This is a genomic window from Collimonas sp. OK607 (genome assembly GCF_900111995.1).
In the GTDB taxonomy this organism is placed as follows: Bacteria; Pseudomonadota; Gammaproteobacteria; order Burkholderiales; family Burkholderiaceae_D; genus Collimonas.
Map to the genome: position 1 here is coordinate 105030 of NZ_FOKF01000010.1, position 21007 is coordinate 126036.

Genomic DNA, 21007 nt, shown 5'->3' on the forward strand with positions numbered 1-21007 from the left:
AGGAATACCATCATGACCATCACGATTTATCACAACCCGGCCTGCGGCACATCACGCAATACCCTGGCCCTGATCCGGAACTCCGGCGACGAGCCGGAAGTTATCGAATATCTGCAGCATCCGCCTTCGCGCAACACGCTGCAACAACTGATTCTCGATGCTGGTCTTACTGTGCGCGCAGCGATACGCGAGAAAGGGACTCCTTATGCCGAACTGGGCCTGGACGATCAGGGCTTGAGCGACGAACAGTTATTGGATGCGATGCTGGCGCATCCAATCCTGCTCAATCGTCCCTTTGTCGTGACAGCCATAGGCACGCGCCTTTGCCGGCCATCTGAACTGGTGCTGGAGATTCTGCCGCATGCGCAACGCGGTGCGTTCACCAAAGAAGACGGTGAAGTCGTGATCAATGCGGAGGGACAACGTGTCACACCATCTGCTTGATTTACCGAACCTCGACGCCGAATTATTTCATCCGCCACTGGCGACCGATTTTTCCAGCGTCGCAAGTGCCACGCATGCCCCGCGCTTCCTGCTGCTGTATGGCTCGCTACGTGAAAAATCCTATAGCCGCTTTTTGACAATGGAAGCTGCCCGCCTGCTGCAAGCGATGGGTGGCGAAGTCAGGATTTTCGATCCGCGAGGATTGCCGTTGCCGGATAGTGAACCCGATACCCATCCCAAAGTGCAGGAGCTGCGCGAGCTGGCCGCATGGGCTGAAGGTATGGTTTGGACTTCGCCCGAACGGCATGGCGCCATGACCGGCATCATGAAAGCGCAAATCGACTGGATCCCGTTATCGGTAGGCGCGGTACGGCCAACCCAAGGCAAAACGCTGGCCGTCATGGAAGTCTCCGGCGGCTCGCAATCCTTCAATGCCATTAACCAGATGCGCATACTGGGACGCTGGATGCGGATGATCACGATCCCGAATCAATCTTCTGTCGCCAAGGCATTCCTGGAATTTGACGACAGCGGCCGCATGAAGCCTTCGTCTTACTACGAACGAGTGGTAGACGTGATGGAAGAGCTGTATAAATTTACCTTGCTGACGCGTGATGTATCCGGATTCCTGACGGACCGTTACAGCGAACGCAAGGAAAGTGCGGAGCAGTTAAGCAAGCGGGTAAATCAAAAGTCGATCTAGAGACCAGGCGCCGAATTTCGCAGCGGCGCCTGCTTCGATGCAACGTTACGATGCAACGGCTGCAGCGACATATTTCTCGATATTCTTCATCTGCGCTTCCCAGCCGCTGCTGTTCATGCGAAACGCTTCCTGGCGCCGCTCTGCCGGGATATTGTCAAAGCCGGATTCAACCACACGCAGCAAGGTGCCTTCCTCGACAGCCGTCAGTTCGAAGGCGACTAGCGTGGCCGGCTCTTGCGAATAATCGACGGCGGTGTCAATTGCATAGGGATGCCAGCGGAAGGATAGCAACTCCTCCGGAACCATGCGTTCTATCACGACTTCCCAGACCAGATGCTCGTAACCGGCATGGGAGATTTGTCCTCGTACTGTTTGTCCGGCGGTGAAGGTTTTTCCCTTCAGCGTCACGCCGAACCAGTCGCCGAATTCTTCCGCATGCGATATCGCGCACCAGACCCGCGAACGTGCGGCTTTAAGCACAACCTCTGTTTCAATCCGATCAGTAGATTTATTCTTATCCATGTGTCGCCTCCTGGCTGCATATTAGCGCAAGGAAAATGTAGCCGGGCAAAAAAAAACCCGCCTGACCTTGCGGTAGCGGGTTGAATCCAAACCTTAGGAGGTGTTGGAGGAGACAGGTGTAACTATATGGCAGTGCAACATGCGTGTCTGCTTTATTATTCGCATAACAGTTATAGATAAAACACATATCTTCCAGGAAAATCAGATCGGCCCGCGATCGATACGCTTGCTGAGAATGATCGAAGTCGAGGTATGCCTTACCCCTTCCATCGCGCCGATCTGGTCCAGCAAACGGTCTAGCTCATCGGTGGACTGGCAACGCAAGGTCAGCATATAGTCGATCACGCCGCTCACCGCACACAGGGTTTCCACCTGCGACATCGTTTGCAGCTGCTGCACCAACAGCGGTGCATTGCGGGAATCTATGGAGATACCGACGTAAGCGCGCACTGCCGGCTGGTACAACTCCAGGTCGAGGCGCACGCCGTAACCGGCGATCACGCCCTTCTTTTCCATTGCCGCCAGACGTGCTATCGCCGTGGTCCTGGCGATGCCTACCCGCTTGGCAATAGTCGCCATGGAAAGCCTGGCATCATCCATCAGCAAGGCTAGTATTTTGTGGTCGACTTCGTCGAGCTTATCTCTCATTTTTCTCTCACCTTGCTTAAATCACGACATTTAATATCCAATATTCGTCAAAACGTATCGTTATTATACATATTGACGACTATTTACACTCTATTATCTGACTTCGCTTGAATTTACAATTGTTTCAGCAGAACTGCAGCATTGACTAAAACAACAACGTGAGCGACGACATGACTACCAAACTGATACTTTTAGGCGCCGGCAAAATCGGCGATGCCATACTTAACCTGTTGTCCCACACCGGCGATTACATCCTGACCGTGGCTGACCGCGATCCGCAACGGCTGGAATATGTAAAGCAAGCCGGCTTTCCTAACGTCACCACGATTCTGGCGGATATTTCGCACGCGCCGACGGTGACCAAGCTGATCAGCGGTCATGATGTGACGCTATCGGCCTGCCCATATTTCCTGACGCCGGTTATCGCCGCCGCGGCAAAAGCAGCGAAGTCGCATTATTTCGATTTGACTGAGGATGTCGAAAGCACCCGCTTCGTCAAATCGCTGGCGCTCGATTCGAGCACCGCCTTTGTGCCGCAATGCGGCCTCGCGCCTGGCTTCATTTCGATTGTGGCAAACGATGTGGCAAGCCGCTTCGAGCAATTGCACGATGTGAAGATGCGCGTCGGCGCGTTGCCGACCTATCCTAGCAATGCGCTCAAATACAATCTGACCTGGAGCACCGACGGTCTGATCAACGAGTACTGCAATCCTTGCGAAGCGATTGTCGATGGCGTCCTGCGTGAAACTTCGCCGCTGGAAGAGCTGGAACATTTCTCGCTCGACGGCGTCGATTACGAGGCATTCAACACTTCGGGTGGTCTGGGTACTTTGTGCGAAAGCCTGCGTGACCGGGTGCAGAACCTGGATTACAAAACCGTGCGTTATCCCGGCCATCGCGACATCATCAAGATCCTGGTGCGCGACCTGCAACTGGGCAAACTGGAACGCCGTCCGATCCTGAAGGAAGTGCTGGAAACCTCGATCCCGATCACCAAGCAGGATGTGGTGCTGACCTTCGTCAGCGTCAGCGGCATGCGCGATGGTCGTCTTGAGCAAGAAACCTACGCCAAGAAAATCTATAGCCAGCACGTCAACGGCCAGTTGCTGTCGGCGATCCAGCTGACTACCGCAGCCGGCATCTGCGCCATGGTTGATCTGGTGGTGACCGGCGTCTTGCCGCAAAGCGGTTTTGTGCGGCAAGAGCAAGCCACGCTGACAAATTTCCTGGCCAACCGCTTCGGCCAGTTCTACGCCAGCCACGCACCTGCCCATGGCGGTTTCGCACCGGCCAGCAATACCGATTTCAATCAACTGAAAGCGGTTGCCTAAGCTGTAATCTGTAGAAAACTCCGTTTCATTGCAAAACGGCCTGTATAACTCTTGCGAGCTATACAGGCCGAGACCGTTTGTTTAAACGCATCGCGATCATCGCTGATCACCATCGAGGCAGACTCATCAAAACGCTTTGCGCATGCCTGCCGAGAATACGTTGTTGACCAGCCCACCCTTGCCAAACTGGGCGTCGTAATTGGCGTACCAGCTCCAATTCTTCGCCAGCGCACTCGAGATACCAATGCCAGCCCAGCCGCTATTGCGCGGCAGGCCGATACCTTGCACCGTAAAGCCGGCTGCCGGCGCTCCCACGAAAGCGGCATTGAAATCCAGCTTGCCGTCATTGAAGCCATGCTGCCAGGCAGCGTAGGCTTGCAAGTTGCTGACGCCACCCAGCCAGTCAAGTTTGGCGTCGCCACGCAAACCCAGCACGCTCGCAGTCTGCTGATATGCGCTGCTGCCGGCGGTCAGACCGAACGGGCTGCCGGCTTCGGTAAAACCGCCGCGCCTGAGGCGGTCGTAGCTGATGCCGGCAAACGGCGTCAACGTCGATGTTACCGACAGATTGCGCACGTATCCGGTTTCGGCATAGGCCGATATCATGCTGTCGGTATGGTTGCCGGACAGGCTGTCCACTTCCGTGCCGAGGATTGCAGTGCGATTGATTTTGCTGGTAATGCTGGCAACGCCGGCGCGACCGGAAATATAGATACCGTCATTGCTGAGCGCGTAGCGGCCATACATGGACAAGCCGGTATTCTGGCTGTTTGCGGAGCCGACGTTTCGATCGAAGCTGGCCTTGCTTTCCGAATAGGACAGCGCCACGCCGACAATCGCCTTGTCATTCAAATGAGTGTCAAAACCGAATTGTCCGCCCCAGGTAGAAGTGTCGGCAGACGCATATCCCGATTCACCCAGCTTGCCGGTAGCGCCGATCACGCTGGCCCACAAGCCGGCTTTGGTATTACCGGACACCGGGCTGGCCAACAGCGACAAGCGGTTCGACAAGTCGCGGTTGATGGCTTGCGACTGCTGAAAAGTCAGCGCCTGCGACGAGGCATAAATCTGCCCCGACAAACTGTCCAGCACTTGTGCCGCGGCAGCGATATCCGGAGTGCGTTGCAGCGCCGCGGCGCTGGTAAGGAAAGCATTGTTGTTGCTGCCAGTGTTGCCGCTGGCGACCATGGCATCGGCTGCCTTCAGTCCTTGCTCGACATTGGCGGCACTATTGGTACGGGTAGGATCGGCTGCAAACGATTGCGCGGCAACCGCGTTGACATCATTACGCGCGATAGTCAGGTCGACCTCGTTGGCAGTGTAAGCAAGCGACGCGCTCAAGAAGGTACCCGGATTAAAAGCCGTGCCGTCATGCTCGAACGAGACATTCTGGAACTGGCCGGATACGCCGTTGGCGGCAGTCAGCACCTTGCCTTTGACGCCCACTTGCTGCGCCACATAGCCCGACGGATCGCTGCTGCCAACCGGCGTGGTAGCGACCAGATGCGAATTACCCAGGGTAGCATTACCGCCTACAGTCAAGGTTGAATTGAATTGATTAGCCAGCACCGAGCTGGCCGACGCCGTGTAGTTGCCGGCAATCGTCATGCCATTGCCGGTATTGCTGAGACGGCCGTAGTTGGACACGCTGCCACCGATGCGGCCGCCGTCGCCGGACAAGATACCGGCACTGTCGATGGTGACCGAAGTGGCAACCGATCCGGTCACATTGAGCGTACCTTTCAGTACTTCACTTGCGCCGCTGTAAGTGTTATTGCCAGCCAGGGTCAAAGTGCCGCTGCCATCTTTCAGCAAGCCGGAATTGCCGCCGATATCGTTGCCAAAGGTAGAACTGACAGAGTCGAACTTGGCGACGAAGTTGCCGCCCAGCGTCAGCCGCGTATCAAACAAGGCCGGGCCGTTGGCCGCCTTGCTGGCATTCAGCAAACCCCAGCCATAAGTGGCGGTATCGCCCATGCTGGTCGCTGTCGACAAGATGGTTTGCCGGATCTGGTCGGCGCTCATCCACGGAAAGACTTGCTGCACCAGCGCAGCCGCACCGGTGACCGCGGGCGTGGCGAACGAGGTGCCGTAGACGCGGCCACCGGCCACGTTCGAGACAAAATCGCCCGGAGCTGCCAGGCACCAGTTGGCAGCCTCGCCGCAGCGGTTCGAATAGCTGGAAAGCACGCCCGGCGTAGTGTCGCTGCTGGAGTATCCTTGCGCGCCGCCGGCGGCGTTCACCGCCACCACTGTGATCCAGCCTTTTTGCAGATCCGGATACAAGGCCGGCAAACCCGCAGTCAGGCTGGGATGGGCGCTGGCATCGTTGCCGGCGGCCCAGATGAACAAACTGCCTTGCGCCACGAACGGTTGATAAATGTTGTAGAAAGTCGGGCCGCTGTTACCTGGCGTCGCAATCGAACCGAAGGCGTTCGACTGGTTAAAGATGCGTGCACCCTTGTTGAACAGATCCTGATAGGTCGAGCTGTTGAAAGAAACGTTGTCACCGCCGGTGCCGACCGCGGCGCCCAGCATGCTGACCTGCGGCGCCACACCGTAGCTGGTTCCGCCAAGCGCTTCCGCCACTTCGCTGCCGTGCAGATTGCCGGCGCCGCCGCTGTTGTACACGGTTTTGCTCAGGCGTCCGGCAAATTCCGGATCGGCAACGTTAAAGTCCGTATCGACCAGTGCCACCAACACGCCGGCGCCGACGATGCCGCGCGCGTGGGCGCCGGCGGCGTTGCTGGGGTCGGCAGGATTAAGGACCGGCGTGGCGCTTTGCGGTGAGGTGACGGTAGGATTGGGGGTAGTGGTCGGCACCGGCTGCTGGGTATTGTCGCCGGGGCTGGAAGCACCACCGCCTCCGCCGCCGCACGCCGCTAGCATGCTCAATACCGCTATGGAAACAACTGATAAGGGAAAACGACCCGCATGTTTGCGATTCATACTTTTACTCGGTATTAACTTGCAGCAAACACTTATCCAGGACAATTCCGCCCCCGGTGTTTTACGTCAAATTACTTAGTTGAAAATTGCTTGCAACCTTACCGTTGGCACTTGGCCGATACAATACAAACCTGTCATTAAATACTAAAAAAAGGCGTAGATGTTGCTAAACAGCATCACGAAAATCGATTATCTTAGCGTTATATAACGACTAGTTAGCATTAAATAACTACAAACTAACAACAAATTGATTTTCCACAAATATTTCCACAAGGATTGTTTTTACGACTTTCCGCAGCAGATTCCAGAATAAAGAAAGCCCGCCATATAGCGGGCTTTCCGATGAAACAAATCCCCTAAACTACGGACCTGAGTCAGATCCCCAAGACCGCTTTCCAAGCCTCCGCCTGACCAAAGAAACGGCCAGTATCCAGCATCTCGATTTGCGTTCCGCGCTGCAACGCAAAGGTAGGAAAGCCCTGTCCACCGACACGCGCCAGCAATGCGCGGCTGGCGGCAATGTGGGCCTGGGTAGCTGTGCCGGCAAGCTCGGCAAACTTGCTATCGAAAAGCGCCGGCTCCAGACCGATTTCTGCCGCCAGGACGCGCAATACCGCAGCCTCGGCAACCCGCAATCCCTGCACGTAGTGCGCAGTCTGTATCCGCGCCAGCATTGCCAGGCCGTGCCCCGCGATGGCTTCGGCAGCCAGGATGGCAGTAGTCGGCGGCTCGGAGTCCAGTATCGCCGTGGTATCCAGCAACAGGCCGTTAAAATAATCCTCGCCGAATGGCTGGCCGGTCATCGCCGCAATCCTATGATCATGCTGCATCACGTAGTTGCGCAATTGCGTGCTGACCTGTCTGCGATTGCTGCCGGTCATCATGCCACCGCCGTGCAACTCAATCCGCAGGCCTTCGACCTCGCGGGCGGCCTGCAACAAAGGCGCCGCGCCGTAACACCAGCCGCACATCGGATCGTAAATGTAATGCAGCACTGTACCCTTCGCGGCAACTGTGGTCGAATCCGCTGCATCCTTTACGGCCACGCCGGGAAGCGGACAATTGCTGTCGCCGCAATCATTGTTCTTTACCATTTCATTTCACCTTTACTCACTTTGGCGCCGAGTTCCAGCGAAGACAGACCATCCAGATTTGGATACTGCTTTTTCATCGCTTCGATCAAGGCGGCGGAATCCTTGGCTTTGACGGTTTCTGCTTCATAGGTCTTCAGGTAGTTTTTGGTAAAACGCACCGATTCGATGTTTTGCGGTGCGCCCGCGCTGAAATGTCCTGGCACCACTACCTTCGGATGTAAAGCAGCAATCTTGTCCAGCATTTTGATCCATTGCTGGCGCGAAGCCAGGGTCTGGGTATCGGCAGTCCACACATGTTCGTTGCCCACTACCAGCACGCCGCCAACTACCGCTTTCAACGATGGAATCCAGACGAAAGTGCGGTCAGGGCTGGCGCCGTCGAGGCCGATCACTTCCAGCTTGCGACCTTCCAGCGTCAGCGTATTGCCTTGCAACGGCTCCGGCACAATCAACTGCTTTGGCGCATTGGCGCCCAGCTTAGGTCCCCAGAATGCCAGTTTGTCCTGCATGGTGGCCTTGATGTGCGCGATCACAGGCGCCGGCGCCAGGATCCTGGCGTCCGGATAGGCTTCCTTCAACACTTCCAACCCGAAGTAATAGTCGGGATCGCCGTGGCTGATGTAGATAGTGGTCAGTTTCTTGCCGCTGTCCTGGATCTTTTTCAGCAATTGGCCGGCATTGGCGCGATCGAACTGCGCATCGATCACGATGGCGTCGGTACTGCCGGTAATCAGCTCGGAAGACACCGGGAAAATGCCGTTTGCGCCAGGATTATAGACTTCCAGTTTCAACTGTTGCGGCGCTGCTGCTACCGAGCCGGCGATCATCAAGCCCGCGGTGCTCGCCAGCAGCGAGCGGAATAATTTACGTGTAAACATCGATATCTCCAGAGGAGGTGAAAGAACCACCATCATAGTTGCCAAAAATGATGCAAAAAACCCCATAATGGCGATTAGTTTGTTGCATAAATCGAGCAAATTCGTCGAGCAAATGCGTCGATCAAATAAGTGGGCAAATCATGGATAGACTGATCGCAATGCAAGTATTTGTCGAGGTAGCGGATCGGGGCAGCCTGACCGCCGCCGCCGACAAACTCGACATGTCGCGCGCCATGGTGTCGCGTTATCTGGCGGAACTGGAAGCGTGGGTAGGCGCCCGCCTGCTCCATCGCACCACCCGCAAATTGAGCCTGACATCGGCCGGCAGCGATACCCTGCCGCGCTGCCGTCAGATGCTTGGCATGGCCAGCGATATCCAGGCATCCGCAACGACACCCGAAAATACCCCGCGCGGCACGCTCAGGCTGACTTGCAGCACGTCCCTCGGACAAGCCTACCTGGCGCCGGTGTTGACGCGTTTCCTGAAACGCTACCCCGGCACTGCAGTAGATATGCTGATGGTCGACCGGACTGTGAATCTGATTGAAGAACGGGTAGATCTGGCGATCCGTATCACCAATGCACTCGATCCCAATCTGATCGCGCGCAAACTGGCGGCATGCCGCTCGGTGGTATGCGCATCGTCGGCCTACCTGAAAGAGCATGGCACACCGAAAACGGCAGAAGACCTGACCTTGCATAACTGCCTGACTTATTCCTACTTCGGCAAAAGCCTGTGGGAATTCGAGAAAGACGGCGTGCCGGTCGCGGTACCGGTGGGCGGCAACATGAGCGCCAACGAATCGTCGGTGCTGCTGGAAGCTGCGGTCCATGGCGCCGGAATCACTCTGCAACCGGTGTATGCGGCCACGGAATTGCTGCGTAGTGGTAAACTACGCGCGCTGCTCGGAGAATACCAACCGCGCGAAATGAGTATTTACGGCGTCTACGCTTCGCGCCGCCAAATGCCTGCCATCCTGCGCGCCATGCTCGATTTTCTGGTCGAGGAATTCAGCGCAGATACCGACTGGGCGACACCGGTCGTTTGAATTACGTAAGTTATTCACGCAACTTATTCGCGCAACTTATTTGCGCAAATTTATCAAGCAAATTAATTAAGCAAGTTCGTCCGTGACACCCGCAGGGTATCCAATGCCCCCGCGTTAGCCAATGCCGCAATTGTCACCGCTTCATCCAGTAAAAACAAAAAAATGCAAAAAATCTCCACGCTTACCCGTAATACCCTGATGTTCCCGCTAGCTCTGGTTTTGTTTGAGTTTTCGGTGTACATCGCCAACGACATGATTCAGCCCGGCATGCTGACAGTCACCCGGGAATTCGGCGCCAGCGCCGCCTGGATGGCGTCGGCCATGACCGCATTCCTGGTGGGTGGCGCCATCTTCCAATGGCTCTTCGGGCCGCTCTCGGACCGCATTGGACGCCGCCCCGTGATGTTGGGCGGCACCATCTTCTTCATCCTGGCCTGCCTGGCGACGCTCTTCTCCCAAAGCATCGAGAGTTTCATCGTCTTGCGTGTATTGCAGGGCATGGGCTTGTGCTTTATTTCTTCTGTCGGCTACGCTGTGGTACAAGAAGCGTTTGAAGAAAAGGCCGCGATCCGGGTCACTGCGCTGATGGCCAATGTGGCGTTGATTGCGCCGCTGATCGGGCCGGTGGCGGGGGCTTTCATGATTGAAGTCCTGCCGTGGCGCATGGTGTTTGTGTTCATCGCCGCGATTGCCTTTATCGCCTTGATCGGCCTGGCGCGGCATATGCCGGAAACCGTCAAGCAGCGTAAAGAGAAATTGCCGCTGATGCAGATCTGGCACGACTACCGCGCAGTGGTCGGCAACCGCCATTTCCTGAAAGCCGCCATGTGCATGCCGTTACTGGCGATTCCACTGATCGGCTGGATCGCCATGTCGCCCGAAATCCTGGTAGCCGACGGCCATCTGAGCGTGATCGAATACGGTTACTGGCAAATCCCGGTGTTCGCCTGTTTGATTGCCGGTAACCTGGTGCTGGCGCGGCAAGTCGACCGCTGGCGCCTGGGTAGCTCGATCAAGCTGGCCATGTATCCGATCGCCGTGGGTATCCTGATCATGCTGTTGGGCGCGACGTTCCTCGACAAACCCTACTTCCTTGTGGCGGCGATCAGCGTGATCGCCTTTGGCGAAGGTTTGTCGGCAGCCGTCATGATCCGTTTCACTCTGACCGAAAGCGCGGTCTCGAAAGCCACCGTCGCTGCCACCATGGGCATGATCAACATGACTTTGTACGGCGTCGGCATCGAGCTGTACCAGGTGTTTTACCTATACTCTGGCATGCTGGGTTTTGCGTTGTTTTCGCTTGCGGTGATTGCGCTGTACTGGTATCTGTCGCGCAGCGTGGTGGAGCGCGCCATGCTGGCCCGGGTTACCGGACGTGAAGAGAAAGACGATTCCGGACCGCTGATCTGAATACTGCAAGAATGTGCCCCGACGTCAGCCGGAGCACCGTAACTAAAGAACCAACAAGCGCGATTTACCCGTTGCGCTTTTGGCTGATGATGCTCATGAACTCGCGCCGCGTCGACGGATCGTCGCGGAACGCGCCCAGCATGCGGCTGGTCACCAGGCTCGTGCCCGGCTTGTGAATACCACGCGTCGTCATGCAGCCGTGCGATGCCTCGATCACTACTGCCACACCTTTCGGCAACAATACTTGCTGCAAGGTATCAGCAATCTGCACCGTCATTTTTTCCTGGATCTGCAAACGCTTGGCGAAAATATCGACCAGCCGCGCCAGTTTGGAAATGCCGACCACACGACGATCCGGCAGATAAGCAACGTGCGCCTTGCCGATGATGGGCGCCATGTGATGTTCGCAATGGCTCTCGAAACGGATATCGGTCAATACCACCATCTCGTCGTAACCTTCAACTTCTGAAAACGTGGTCGACAGAATTTCCACCGGGTCCTTGCTGTAACCGGCAAAAAATTCTTCATAAGCCCGCGCCACGCGCGCCGGCGTATCCAGCAAACCTTCGCGGTCCGGATCATCCCCGGCCCAGCGCAACAAGGTACGAATCGCCGATTCCGCCTCGGCACGGCTTGGACGTTCTGACAAGGCGTTAACCGCCACCGCCGGCACTGGATCTTTTGAGGCCATCTGTTTACCTTTTTCTAAAAAAATTTTCGCTAGCCATTGTGCAGTTGCACACGGCGGCTGATGCCGACAGTGTAATTCAGCTACCGCATTACTGCATTGCATTCATTAAAGCCGGGGAAATTGCGCAGCGCAGCATCGAAACCTGCGCTGGTAATAACTGGCTATTACCAGACAAATATTTACAGTCCCATACTCGACTTCTCCGCCCCACCAACCTCACCGAAAGATCCATCATGAGCGCAAAGAAAATCCTGATTCTCGCTGGCGATTACGTTGAAGATTATGAATTGATGGTACCGTTCCAGGCCCTGCAGATGGTCGGCCACCAGGTCGACGTGGTGTGCCCCGACAAAGCCGCCGGCGCGCAGATCCGCACCGCCATCCATGACTTCGAGGGCGACCAGACCTATAGTGAAAAACCCGGCCACAACTTTACCCTGAATGCCGCATTCAGCGATGTCGATGTCAGCCGCTACGACGCCTTGCTGATCCCGGGCGGGCGCGCGCCGGAATACCTGCGCCTGAATCCGCGCGTGATCGAAATCGTCCAGCAATTCCATGCGGCCGACAAGCCGATTGCCGCCGTCTGCCACGGCCCGCAATTACTGGCGGCTGCTGGCGTGCTGGAAGGAAAAACCTGCTCCGCCTATCCGGCCTGTGCGCCGGAAGTAAAACTGGCGGGCGGCAAATACGCAGAAATCGATGTGACAGCTGCCCATCGCGACGGCAATCTGGTCACTGCACCGGCGTGGCCGGCACACCCGGCCTGGCTGGCGCTGTTCCTGGCTGCATTGGGGACACGCATAGAGTTATGATGGACGTTGTGCGGCCGGCCGCAAGACCGGTCGTACAATGTGCTTATGTGCGTGCTTATGTGCGTGCTTATGTGCGTGCTTATGTACGTGTTTATGCGCATGTTGTTCAAGGAATATTCAAGAAGCGAGGTGTTCGATGTGTCAGATTTATGCCCAGGCCGATCCCATACTGTATGAATCGCGCGCCCGTTCGGTGCGCATCATGGGCGTCATCACGACCATCAAGCTGGAAAACCTGTTTTGGCAAACCCTGGCTGAACTGGCCGCAGATAACGATTTGACCACCAACCAGCTGATCGCAAAACTACACGAAGAAGTCACCACACATTTCGGCGAGGCCAGTAATTTCGCTTCGTTCCTGCGCGTCACCTGCCTGCGTTACCAGGCCCTGAAAACCCATGCAGGATTCGAAACAAAAATAGTCAGTTCACCGAATAAAATCAACGCTGCCGCCTAAGCAGGTTTCAGCTTGCTGTTGACAACTTCAAACCGATCAAACCCAGCACGATCAGGCTGACGCTGGCGATGCGCGCCACGCTGACCGTCTCGCCCAGCAGCAAGATACCGGCAATAAACGAACCGACGGCGCCGATGCCAGTCCATACCGCATAGGCAGTGCCGAGTGGTAAGGTACGCATCGCCAGCGCCAGTAGCCAGATGCTGATGGCCATGCCGACGCACGTAATTACCGACGGCCATGTACGTGTAAAACCTTCGGAATATTTCAGGCCGACAGCCCAGACGATTTCGGCTAAGCCGGCAAGAAAGAGAATGATCCAGGCCATACGAGCTCCAGAAAAGATGGGGTCGTCCCCGGATAGGATGCAGCGCCGGGTCGTCCCGGTGCTGGGGTAACGCTAGAGTAATGACAACATTATATTGGTTCTTGCTGCTACCCTACTCTTCCCTGTTTCTTTTACACCATGTCATGACAAAAACCCTTGGCCTGTTCCTGCTGACCGCCATCGCCGAGCTGCTCGGCTGCTACCTGCCGATGTTATGGTTGAACAACAAGGGCTCGGCATGGCTATTGCTTCCGGCGGCAGTCAGCTTGATGGTCTTCGTGTGGCTGTTGACGCTGCATCCAGCTGCCAGCGGCCGCGTGTATGCCGCTTATGGCGCGGTGTACATCGCCACCGCGATTTTCTGGCTATGGGGCGTCGACGGTGTCAGCCCGAGGTGGACCGATCTGCTGGGCGCGGGGCTGGCGTTGACAGGCGCGGCTGTAATCGCCTTGGGTGCGCGCACCTGACAACGGCTTCGTCAAAGGCAATCAATGCACGCCGATGAATCCCAGCCCGACAGCAAATAGCAAATACAACAAGCCGAAGATAGCCAGACGGCCAGCGGTCAACATGCCCTTGCGCAGCAGGAAATACAAACCGAACATCGACATCATCGTCACGGCCGCGGCCCAGATCAATGGCGGGCCAAGCATCCACGGCGTAAAGATCAATACCAATGCGGTCGGGATAGTCGCCTGGATCATCATGGCGCCGCTGATATTGCTCAGAGCCAGGTTTTGCTTGCCCTGCCTCACCCAGATCACCGCGTTCAGGATCTCCGGCAACTCGGTGGCGATCGGGCTGAGCAAGAGTGCAGCCAGTTGCGGTGAAATACCCAGCCAAGGCGCGATGTCGCCCAGCTGATGCACGAACAACTGGGAACTCAGGAAAATCACCACCAGCGCCACCAAGGTTTGCAGCAAGGCCCAGCCGATTCCCGGTTGCGGATCGTGCGGCCGGAATTTCAAAGGTTCCAGGTCATGCACTTCGGCATCGGCATCTTCTTCCTTGCGCATTTCGCCCCAGATATACACGCCATAGGCCAGCAGGAAAAACACACCCAGCCAAGGCTTGATGGCAAACGCCACCAGGCCGAGGCCGACCTTGACCACAAAAATTCCGATGAACCAGGCCTGGTCCCGGCTCAACCGCTGTGCGGCACTGGCCGACAGCAGGATGGTGCCGAGTTTTTTTCGATTCAGGATGAACATCAGGCCGACCACCGCATAGGCGATTGTCGCCAACACCAGCGGCCCGCCCAGCGCAGCACCGACGCCGATTTCCCGGTGCGCCGCATCGCGCCCGAACACCACGGCGACAAAAGTCACCACGCTTTCCGGCAACGCCGTACCAAACGCCGCCAGCACCGTGCCCACGGCACTTTGCGCAATGCCCAGCCGGCGTCCGACCCATTCGATGCTATTGACGAAATACTCGCAAGACAGATAAATCACTACGGCTGAACCGAGCAGCAGAGCAACGCTGAGCATCATGCGCGTACTCCTGCCGGACAGATCAGGGATGCATATGAAGCAAATGAAGCAGGTGAAGAAGATGATGAGACGAGGGGTAGCTTAGCGAAGCTGGCTGTAGCAGAACATTGACGCTGCCATTGGCGGTAAATAAGCATGAGGAAATCCTGAGGGCCGGGCACTGACGAATGGCGCAACACCTTCGCCCGGCCGGGTAAAGGGAAGCACCATAGGTCTTGCCAAACCGTGCGGTCGCGCATGCCATGGCGTAAATTTGGTACAGCGCCAAGTATGTTGACATGCGCTCTTCGAAAGAAACGAAGGCGGCTACTCCCCTAAGGAAGCGCAATATTAACATTGAAATATTACATGAGGCAATGTTGGCAATACGCTTCCGCGGCATTCCCCGCAGCAACCATCCAGATTAACAAACGCCGCAAGATCACGGTTACAAGTCACAAAAAGGATAAAATGGCGGTTGACTTGATTTTAGTTGGCAATATCCCATTCTTTTTCTTCACCATATGACGCGCGCCAGGCACGTGCCTGCAACGCAACGGTGACCAGCCATTTTTTGAAACGGAGCACATTTTTATGAAATGGGCAGTAGTCAGTATTTTTATACTATCGGTGTTGTACGTGCACTTTCGCGGCAAGGCGCGCCTGCCTTTTTTCCGGCAGATATTCGACCATTCGTCGATCATGGCGCCGCTCAACATCTTCATGTACATGTTTTCCAAGGTGCCTACCAATACGCCTTACCTGCCGACCAGCACCTTTGCCGATCTCAAGATCCTGGAAGACAATTGGGAAACCATCCGCGACGAAGCACAGGGCCTGATCGGCCTGGAAAAAATCCGCGCAGCGGAAAAAAATGACGACGCCGGCTTCAACTCATTCTTCAAAGCCGGCTGGAAACGCTTCTACCTGAAATGGTATGACGCCAGCCATCCCTCGGCCGAACAGTTCTGCCCCAAGACCGTAGCCCTGCTGCGCCGCACGCCCAGCGTCAAGGCGGCGATGTTCGCCGAACTGGCTCCCGGCGGCACGCTGAATCCGCACCGCGATCCTTTTGCCGGTTCGCTGCGCTATCACCTCGGCCTGGTCACACCTAACGACGATCGCTGTTTCATCGAGGTCAACCAGGAACGCTACAGCTGGCGCGACGGCCAGGGTGTGGTGTTCGACGAAACCTTTATCCACTGGGCGCAAAACGGTTGCGACAGCAATCGCATCATCATTTTCTGCGACATCGAACGCCCCATGCGTTACCGCTGGGCGCAAGCCATCAACCGCTGGCTCGGCCGCCACATGATGAGCGCGGCGGCATCGCCCAACGAAACCGGCGATGAAACCGGCGGCATCAACAAGCTGTTCCGTTTTGTCTGGGCTGCCGGCCAATATCGGCGCGCCCTGAAGAAATTCAGCAAGCCGCTGTATATGTGCATCAAGTTCGGCCTGATTATCGGCGTTGTGCTGGCCATCATTTATCTTTGAGCTGCCAGTCCTGATGCATGTGATTTAGCCGCCTTCTGGCGGCTTTTTTATGTCTGGTATATAAGGAGCCAATATTGCATTGCAGTAACAATAAACGACTTTCACAGGTAGACTATCGTTTCTACTTTCCATGAGGAAAACCCATGATGACTCGCTCGCTTATTGCCACAGCCGCTCTATCGCTTGCTGCCTGCGCCACCGGTCCGTCGATCGCACAGGACCGCGGCAGCGACGCGCTGGCTGAATCGAATGCGCAGAACCGCCCGGTCAAGGTGATGATCATTACCATGTTCGGCCCCGAAGGCCAGGCGTGGCTGGATCGCCTCGGCCCCTGGAAAGCCGTTTCGGTGCCGGGCCTGTCGCCGGACTATCCCAACGTCAACTGCAACAAACAAGATGTCTGCGTAGTCACGACCGGCATGGGCTATGCCAATGCATCGGCGTCGATCATGGCGCTGACGTTCTCGTCGCGCTTCGATCTGCGTCATACCTACTTCCTGATCTCCGGCATTGCCGGCATCGATCCTGCGCGCGGTACCGTCGGTTCGGCGGCGTGGGCCAGGTATCTGGTCGATTTCGGCATCCAGTGGGAACTGGATGCACGCGAGATTCCGGCCGGCTGGAAAACCGGCTATCTCGGCATCAACACCAAGAGCCCGAGCGAGAAACCACCACTTGATTATCGCAACGAAGTATTCCAGCTGAATCCGAAACTGGCCGACGCCGCATTTGCACTCTCGCGCAACGTTGTGCTGGCCGATAGCGCGCAGGCGCAGATAGCCCGCTCGAAGTTCAGTTACGCGCCGGCGAATCAGTCGCCGTCGGTGGTTCAGTGCGATATCGCTTCCGGCAATACCTGGTGGTCAGGCACGCTGCTGGGTGAACGTGCCCGCGAATGGACCAGGATCCTGACCGACAACAAGGGGGTGTATTGCATGACGGCGCAGGAAGACAATGCGACCTTCGAAGCATTGAAGCGTGCATCGAGCATCAAGCGGGTTGACCTGAACCGCGTGGCGGCGTTGCGCACCGGGTCGGATTTCGATCGACCATATCAAGGGCAGACCAGCACCGACAATCTGCTCAACTACGCAGACCAGGGCGGCTTCGTACCGGCGACGGAGAATCTGTATCGTGCTGGGAATCCGCTAGTGCAGGATATCGTGACGCATTGGGGCGAATGGCGCGATGGCGTGCCACGTCGATAAGTCTCTGAGAGGATGATGCCGCGCCACGGTTTGCTGCCGAACCGGCGGCGCAGGTTTGCACTTACTTAGTTCTAAGCCGCCCGGGGCGGCTTTTTTACATCCTGTTGTCCCGCGCATGCACGGAAATATGTAGTGCGACGTGCAACTCACCATGGACAAAACCACACACAACCACACAATATATTAGAAAAATTGTGTAGTTGTGTGTAAAATACCATGAACAGCACAGACATTATCAAGCGGCTAAAAGCTGCCGGCTGGAAGCATATCTCCACCCGCGGCAGTCATCACAAATATCGCCACCCTGTTACCGGTAAATCTGTGATTGTTCCACACCCGAAGAAAGACCTGCCAGTCGGAACAGCCGAGAGCATCTTGAAACAGGCGGAATTGAAACGAGGACGAAAATGTTATATCCACTTTATGTTTGGAAGGACAGCAATAGCGCTTACGGCGCCAGCTTTCCGGATCTTCCTGGCGTCTTTACAGCTGCAGACGAACTGAATGATCTCCCGGCAAAGGCCCAGGAAGCAGCAGAAACCATGTACGAGGGTGAGGCGCATATCCCTGAAGCATCATCCATCGAAAAATGGAAAGACACGGCAGACTATGCTGATGGCTACTGGATGCTGGTCAATATTGATCGGTCAAAAATCAATACCAAGCCTGTACGCCTCAATATCTCATTGCCGGAAAGTCTGTTGCGTGACATCGATGCCTTCGCCAAGTCGCATCAGATGACGCGCTCCGGCTTTCTGGCTCAGGCTGCGTTGAAAGCAATGGCTCAATAGGCAGTAAGGATAGCTCGGCGATCTTGTCGAATCGGTTCCACCATGAGTAATCCGCCTGGAATTGCTCATAGTGTATTACCCTATTTTCTATCAACCCCGCGCCGGCAATACCTTACCGCTGACCACACCAAACCCGACGCGATAACCATCGCCCTGGCACCAGCCCGTCATCCCCACCTCATCGCCGTCCTGGATAAAACTACGCTGACTGCCATCTGCCAGCGTCAGCGGATTCTTGCCGTTCCAGGTTAGCTCCAGCAAGCTGCCGAATGCATCCGGCGTGCTGCCGCTGATGGTCCCCGAGCCCATCAGGTCGCCGATGCGGGTGTTGCAGCCGGATATGGTGTGATGCGCCAATTGCTGCACCATGGTCCAGTACATGGCTTTGAAATTAGTGCGGCAGATGGTTTGCGCTGCGGCGTTCTCGCCAGGCGTGAGCGATACTTCCAGTGTGATGTCGTAGCCATTCTTGCCGCTCTGCTGCAGGTACGGCAGCGGCTCCGGTTGCTGCACCGGGCTGGCGACACGGAACGGCTCCAGCGCGTCCATGGTGATCACCCACGGCGAAATCGAAGTGGCGAAGGATTTGCTGTTGAACGGTCCCAGCGGCACATATTCCCACTGCTGCAGATCGCGTGCGCTCCAGTCGTTGAGCAGTACCATGCCGAAAATATGCTGTTCCGCATTGGCGATGTCGATCGGTTCGCCCAGCGCGTTCGGCTGGCCGATGATGAAGCCGGTTTCCAGTTCGAAATCGAGCTTGCGGCAGGCGCCAAAAATGGGCGCCTCGGCGTCCGGTAATTTCAACTGTCCTTTAGGACGCTGCACCGGCGTGCCGCTGACCACGATGGAACTGGCGCGGCCGTTGTAACCGATCGGGATATGCAACCAGTTCGGCAGCAAGGCATTGGCGGGATCGCGGAACATGGAGCCGACATTGGTGGCATGTTCTTTCGACGAATAGAAATCGGTATAACCGGGGATCTCCAGCGGCAGATGCATGCTGGCCTGATCCTGGGCGACGAATACCTTGGCGCGCAAGGCCTGGTTATCGCGCAGTTGCAGGTTGTCATCACGCAGCAATGCGCTGATAGCGGCGCGGGTGCTGCGCCAGGTCGTACGGCCTAGTGCGATGAAGGAATTCAAACTGGCCTGGCGAAATACTCCGGGGCTGACGCTGAGCAAACCAGCTTCTGCCACCGCAGCCAGATCCAGTATTTGATCACCGATGGCGACGCCGACACGCGGCGCCGGATCGGCGGCGTTGCTGAATACGCCGAACGGCAAATTCTGGATCGGAAAATGCGACTCCGCCGGAGTCGGGATGAATGATTTCAGTGTTGGATCGTTAGCTTGCATCATGTCTATTTCTCTCTTGTCTTGTTGCATCATGGTTGACCGTTGAAATTCTTTTTCAAACCGTGCCAGCATTGCAGATAGTCCTTCTGCAAATGCGGTGTCGCCAGTGCATAAGGCGTGGGATGAATCACGTAACGGCTTTCAAACATGAAGGCCATTGTATTGTCGATGCGGTGTGGCGCCAATGTTGCATTGGAAGCTTTGTCGAACGTTGCGGCATCGGGGCCGTGGCCGCTCATGCAATTGTGCAGGCTGCCGCCACCGGGTGTGAAGCCGTCGGCCTTGGCGTCGTAGGCGCCATGGATCAGGCCCATGTATTCGCTCATGACGTTGCGGTGGAACCATGGCGGCCGGAAGGTGTGCTCGGCCACCATCCAGCGCGGTGGGAAAATCACGAAATCGACATTGGCGGTGCCGGCCGTATCCGAGGGCGAAGTCAGCACCGTGAAGATGGATGGATCGGGATGATCGTAGCTGACTGTGTTGATGGTATTGAACAAGCTCAGGTCGTATTTGTATGGTGCGTAATTGCCGTGCCAGGCCACCACGTCCAACGGCGAATGATCGATGCGTGCCGCCCACAGCTGACCGCCGAACTTGGCCAGTAACTGGAACTCGCCTTCGCGATCTTCATAGGCAGCCACCGGCGCCTGGAAATCGCGCGCATTGGCCAGGCCGTTGGCGCCGATCGGGCCGAGTTCCGGCAATTGGAAAGCGGCGCCGTAGTTTTCGCAGATATAACCGCGCGAACTGCCGTCCGGCAGTTCGATGCGAAATCGCATGCCGCGCGGAATCACTACGATTTCGCCAGGTTTGACTTCCAGCACACCCAGCTCGGTCCTGGCCAGCAAACGTCCTTCTTGGGGCACGATCAGCAATTCGCCGTCGGCATCGTAAAAAAAGCGGTCATGCATGGAGCGATTTGCCACGTACAGATGAATCGCAATGCCGACCTGCGCTGCGGCGTCGCCGTTGCCGGCAAAGGTGACGATGCCATCGATAAAATCGGTGGGCTGATCGTCGCCCGGAAGCGGCAGCGGATTCCAGCGCAGCTGGTCGGGTGGCGTATCGATCTGGGTGAACGGGCCGCTGGTCAACAAAGGCAGCGGAGATTTTTCAAATGCGTGGTGCATTGCGCCCGGCCGGATACGGTACAGCCAGGAGCGGCGGTTGTGCGCACGTGGAGCCGTAAATGCGGTGCCGGACAATTGTTCAGCATACAAGCCGTAAGGCGCTTTCTGCGGTGAATTCTGGGCCGCTGGTAAAGCGCCGGGCAAGGCTTCGCTGGCGAAGTCATTGCAAAATCCGGACTGGTAACGGAGCGTGTTGATGTTTTCCATGGGTTTTATCCTTGGTTCAGG

The 21007-nt window shown here is 56.5% G+C and carries 22 protein-coding genes and 1 riboswitch; of the genes, 12 read left to right on the plus strand and 10 right to left on the minus strand.

From position 1 onward, the window contains the following. Window positions 1-12 precede the first annotated feature (12 nt). Together arsC and arsH are read left to right on the plus strand one after the other, a co-directional pair. A complete protein-coding gene (gene arsC, locus BM029_RS09525; RefSeq protein WP_092435163.1) occupies window positions 13-444 on the plus strand; it encodes an arsenate reductase (glutaredoxin) in 432 nt (143 codons plus the stop codon). Continuing rightward, the gene (arsH, locus tag BM029_RS09530; protein ID WP_139217214.1) at window positions 410-1147 is read left to right on the plus strand and encodes an arsenical resistance protein ArsH; all 738 of its coding nucleotides are present in this window, start codon (window positions 410-412) and stop codon (window positions 1145-1147) included. Before arsC ends, arsH begins: the two co-directional genes overlap by 35 nt. Window positions 1148-1192: 45 nt before the next feature. On the opposite strand, the gene BM029_RS09535 is transcribed toward arsH, so the two are convergent. Together BM029_RS09535 and BM029_RS09540 are read right to left on the minus strand one after the other, a co-directional pair. Further along, window positions 1193-1669, minus strand: a complete 477-nt coding sequence (locus tag BM029_RS09535) for an SRPBCC family protein (protein WP_092435168.1) — start codon at window positions 1667-1669, stop codon at window positions 1193-1195. 201 nt (window positions 1670-1870) lie between these two features. Further along, window positions 1871-2317, minus strand: coding sequence for an Lrp/AsnC family transcriptional regulator (locus tag BM029_RS09540; RefSeq protein WP_092416462.1), 447 nt, complete (start codon window positions 2315-2317; stop codon window positions 1871-1873). A gap of 170 nt (window positions 2318-2487) precedes the next feature. On the opposite strand from BM029_RS09540, the gene BM029_RS09545 reads away from it, so the two are divergent. After that, the gene (locus BM029_RS09545; protein WP_092435274.1) at window positions 2488-3648 is read left to right on the plus strand and encodes a saccharopine dehydrogenase family protein; all 1161 of its coding nucleotides are present in this window, start codon (window positions 2488-2490) and stop codon (window positions 3646-3648) included. A 126-nt stretch (window positions 3649-3774) separates the two neighbouring features. Here the strand turns inward: BM029_RS09545 and BM029_RS09550 are convergent, their stop codons facing one another. The 3 genes from BM029_RS09550 to BM029_RS09560 all read right to left on the minus strand — a co-directional run bounded on the left by BM029_RS09550 (window position 3775) and on the right by BM029_RS09560 (window position 8569). After that, window positions 3775-6597: an autotransporter serine protease gene (locus BM029_RS09550; protein WP_092435170.1), complete on the minus strand. Its 2823-nt coding sequence runs from the start codon at window positions 6595-6597 to the stop codon at window positions 3775-3777. A gap of 374 nt (window positions 6598-6971) precedes the next feature. Next, complete coding sequence (locus tag BM029_RS09555) at window positions 6972-7568, minus strand: DsbA family protein (RefSeq protein WP_092435276.1); 597 nt, start codon at window positions 7566-7568, stop codon at window positions 6972-6974. 116 nt (window positions 7569-7684) lie between these two features. Beyond that, entirely contained in the window at window positions 7685-8569 is an 885-nt protein-coding gene (locus BM029_RS09560) for an MBL fold metallo-hydrolase (protein WP_092435173.1), read from the minus strand. A 140-nt stretch (window positions 8570-8709) separates the two neighbouring features. Here BM029_RS09560 and BM029_RS09565 point away from each other — a divergent pair, with 140 nt between their 5' ends. Further along, entirely contained in the window at window positions 8710-9618 is a 909-nt protein-coding gene (locus BM029_RS09565; RefSeq protein ID WP_092435176.1) for a LysR family transcriptional regulator, read from the plus strand. 162 nt (window positions 9619-9780) lie between these two features. Further along, window positions 9781-11028, plus strand: a complete 1248-nt coding sequence (locus tag BM029_RS09570; protein WP_092435179.1) for an MFS transporter — start codon at window positions 9781-9783, stop codon at window positions 11026-11028. A 64-nt stretch (window positions 11029-11092) separates the two neighbouring features. Here BM029_RS09570 and folE read toward each other — a convergent pair whose 3' ends face one another. After that, window positions 11093-11719 (minus strand): GTP cyclohydrolase I FolE, encoded by a 627-nt coding sequence (gene folE, locus BM029_RS09575; protein ID WP_092416455.1) that lies wholly within the window; start codon window positions 11717-11719, stop codon window positions 11093-11095. Between the two features lie 233 nt (window positions 11720-11952). Between folE and BM029_RS09580 the strand changes: the two genes are divergently transcribed. Together BM029_RS09580 and BM029_RS09585 are read left to right on the plus strand one after the other, a co-directional pair. After that, on the plus strand, window positions 11953-12534 hold the full coding sequence (locus BM029_RS09580; RefSeq protein ID WP_092416454.1) for a DJ-1/PfpI family protein: 582 nt from the start codon (window positions 11953-11955) through the stop codon (window positions 12532-12534). A 136-nt stretch (window positions 12535-12670) separates the two neighbouring features. Beyond that, window positions 12671-12991, plus strand: a complete 321-nt coding sequence (locus tag BM029_RS09585; protein ID WP_092416453.1) for a ribbon-helix-helix domain-containing protein — start codon at window positions 12671-12673, stop codon at window positions 12989-12991. A 7-nt stretch (window positions 12992-12998) separates the two neighbouring features. On the opposite strand, the gene sugE is transcribed toward BM029_RS09585, so the two are convergent. After that, a complete protein-coding gene (gene sugE, locus BM029_RS09590; RefSeq protein WP_092435182.1) occupies window positions 12999-13319 on the minus strand; it encodes a quaternary ammonium compound efflux SMR transporter SugE in 321 nt (106 codons plus the stop codon). A 143-nt stretch (window positions 13320-13462) separates the two neighbouring features. Here sugE and BM029_RS09595 point away from each other — a divergent pair, with 143 nt between their 5' ends. Continuing rightward, window positions 13463-13786, plus strand: a complete 324-nt coding sequence (locus tag BM029_RS09595) for a YnfA family protein (protein WP_092435184.1) — start codon at window positions 13463-13465, stop codon at window positions 13784-13786. Between the two features lie 21 nt (window positions 13787-13807). On the opposite strand, the gene BM029_RS09600 is transcribed toward BM029_RS09595, so the two are convergent. Then, the gene (locus BM029_RS09600) at window positions 13808-14812 is read right to left on the minus strand and encodes a sodium:calcium antiporter (RefSeq protein ID WP_092435187.1); all 1005 of its coding nucleotides are present in this window, start codon (window positions 14810-14812) and stop codon (window positions 13808-13810) included. Window positions 14813-14955: 143 nt separating this feature from the next. Further along, a riboswitch (yybP-ykoY riboswitch) is annotated at window positions 14956-15132 on the minus strand. Window positions 15133-15385: 253 nt separating this feature from the next. Between BM029_RS09600 and lpxO the strand changes: the two genes are divergently transcribed. The 4 genes from lpxO (at window position 15386) to BM029_RS09620 (ending at window position 18287) form a co-directional block, all read left to right on the plus strand. Beyond that, on the plus strand, window positions 15386-16288 hold the full coding sequence (gene lpxO / locus BM029_RS09605) for a lipid A hydroxylase LpxO (RefSeq protein ID WP_092416449.1): 903 nt from the start codon (window positions 15386-15388) through the stop codon (window positions 16286-16288). A 143-nt stretch (window positions 16289-16431) separates the two neighbouring features. After that, entirely contained in the window at window positions 16432-17496 is a 1065-nt protein-coding gene (locus tag BM029_RS09610) for a purine-nucleoside phosphorylase (RefSeq protein ID WP_092435190.1), read from the plus strand. Between the two features lie 216 nt (window positions 17497-17712). Beyond that, window positions 17713-18000, plus strand: coding sequence for a type II toxin-antitoxin system HicA family toxin (locus BM029_RS26575; RefSeq protein WP_092435193.1), 288 nt, complete (start codon window positions 17713-17715; stop codon window positions 17998-18000). Next, window positions 17904-18287: a type II toxin-antitoxin system HicB family antitoxin gene (locus tag BM029_RS09620; protein ID WP_092435198.1), complete on the plus strand. Its 384-nt coding sequence runs from the start codon at window positions 17904-17906 to the stop codon at window positions 18285-18287. The genes BM029_RS26575 and BM029_RS09620 overlap by 97 nt, the downstream gene beginning before the upstream one ends. Before the next feature lie 90 nt (window positions 18288-18377). Here the strand turns inward: BM029_RS09620 and fahA are convergent, their stop codons facing one another. Both fahA and hmgA read right to left on the minus strand, forming a co-directional pair. Then, the gene (fahA, locus tag BM029_RS09625; RefSeq protein WP_371329108.1) at window positions 18378-19676 is read right to left on the minus strand and encodes a fumarylacetoacetase; all 1299 of its coding nucleotides are present in this window, start codon (window positions 19674-19676) and stop codon (window positions 18378-18380) included. After that, window positions 19676-20986, minus strand: a complete 1311-nt coding sequence (gene hmgA, locus BM029_RS09630; RefSeq protein WP_092435203.1) for a homogentisate 1,2-dioxygenase — start codon at window positions 20984-20986, stop codon at window positions 19676-19678. Before hmgA ends, fahA begins: the two co-directional genes overlap by 1 nt. Window positions 20987-21007: the final 21 nt, after the last annotated feature.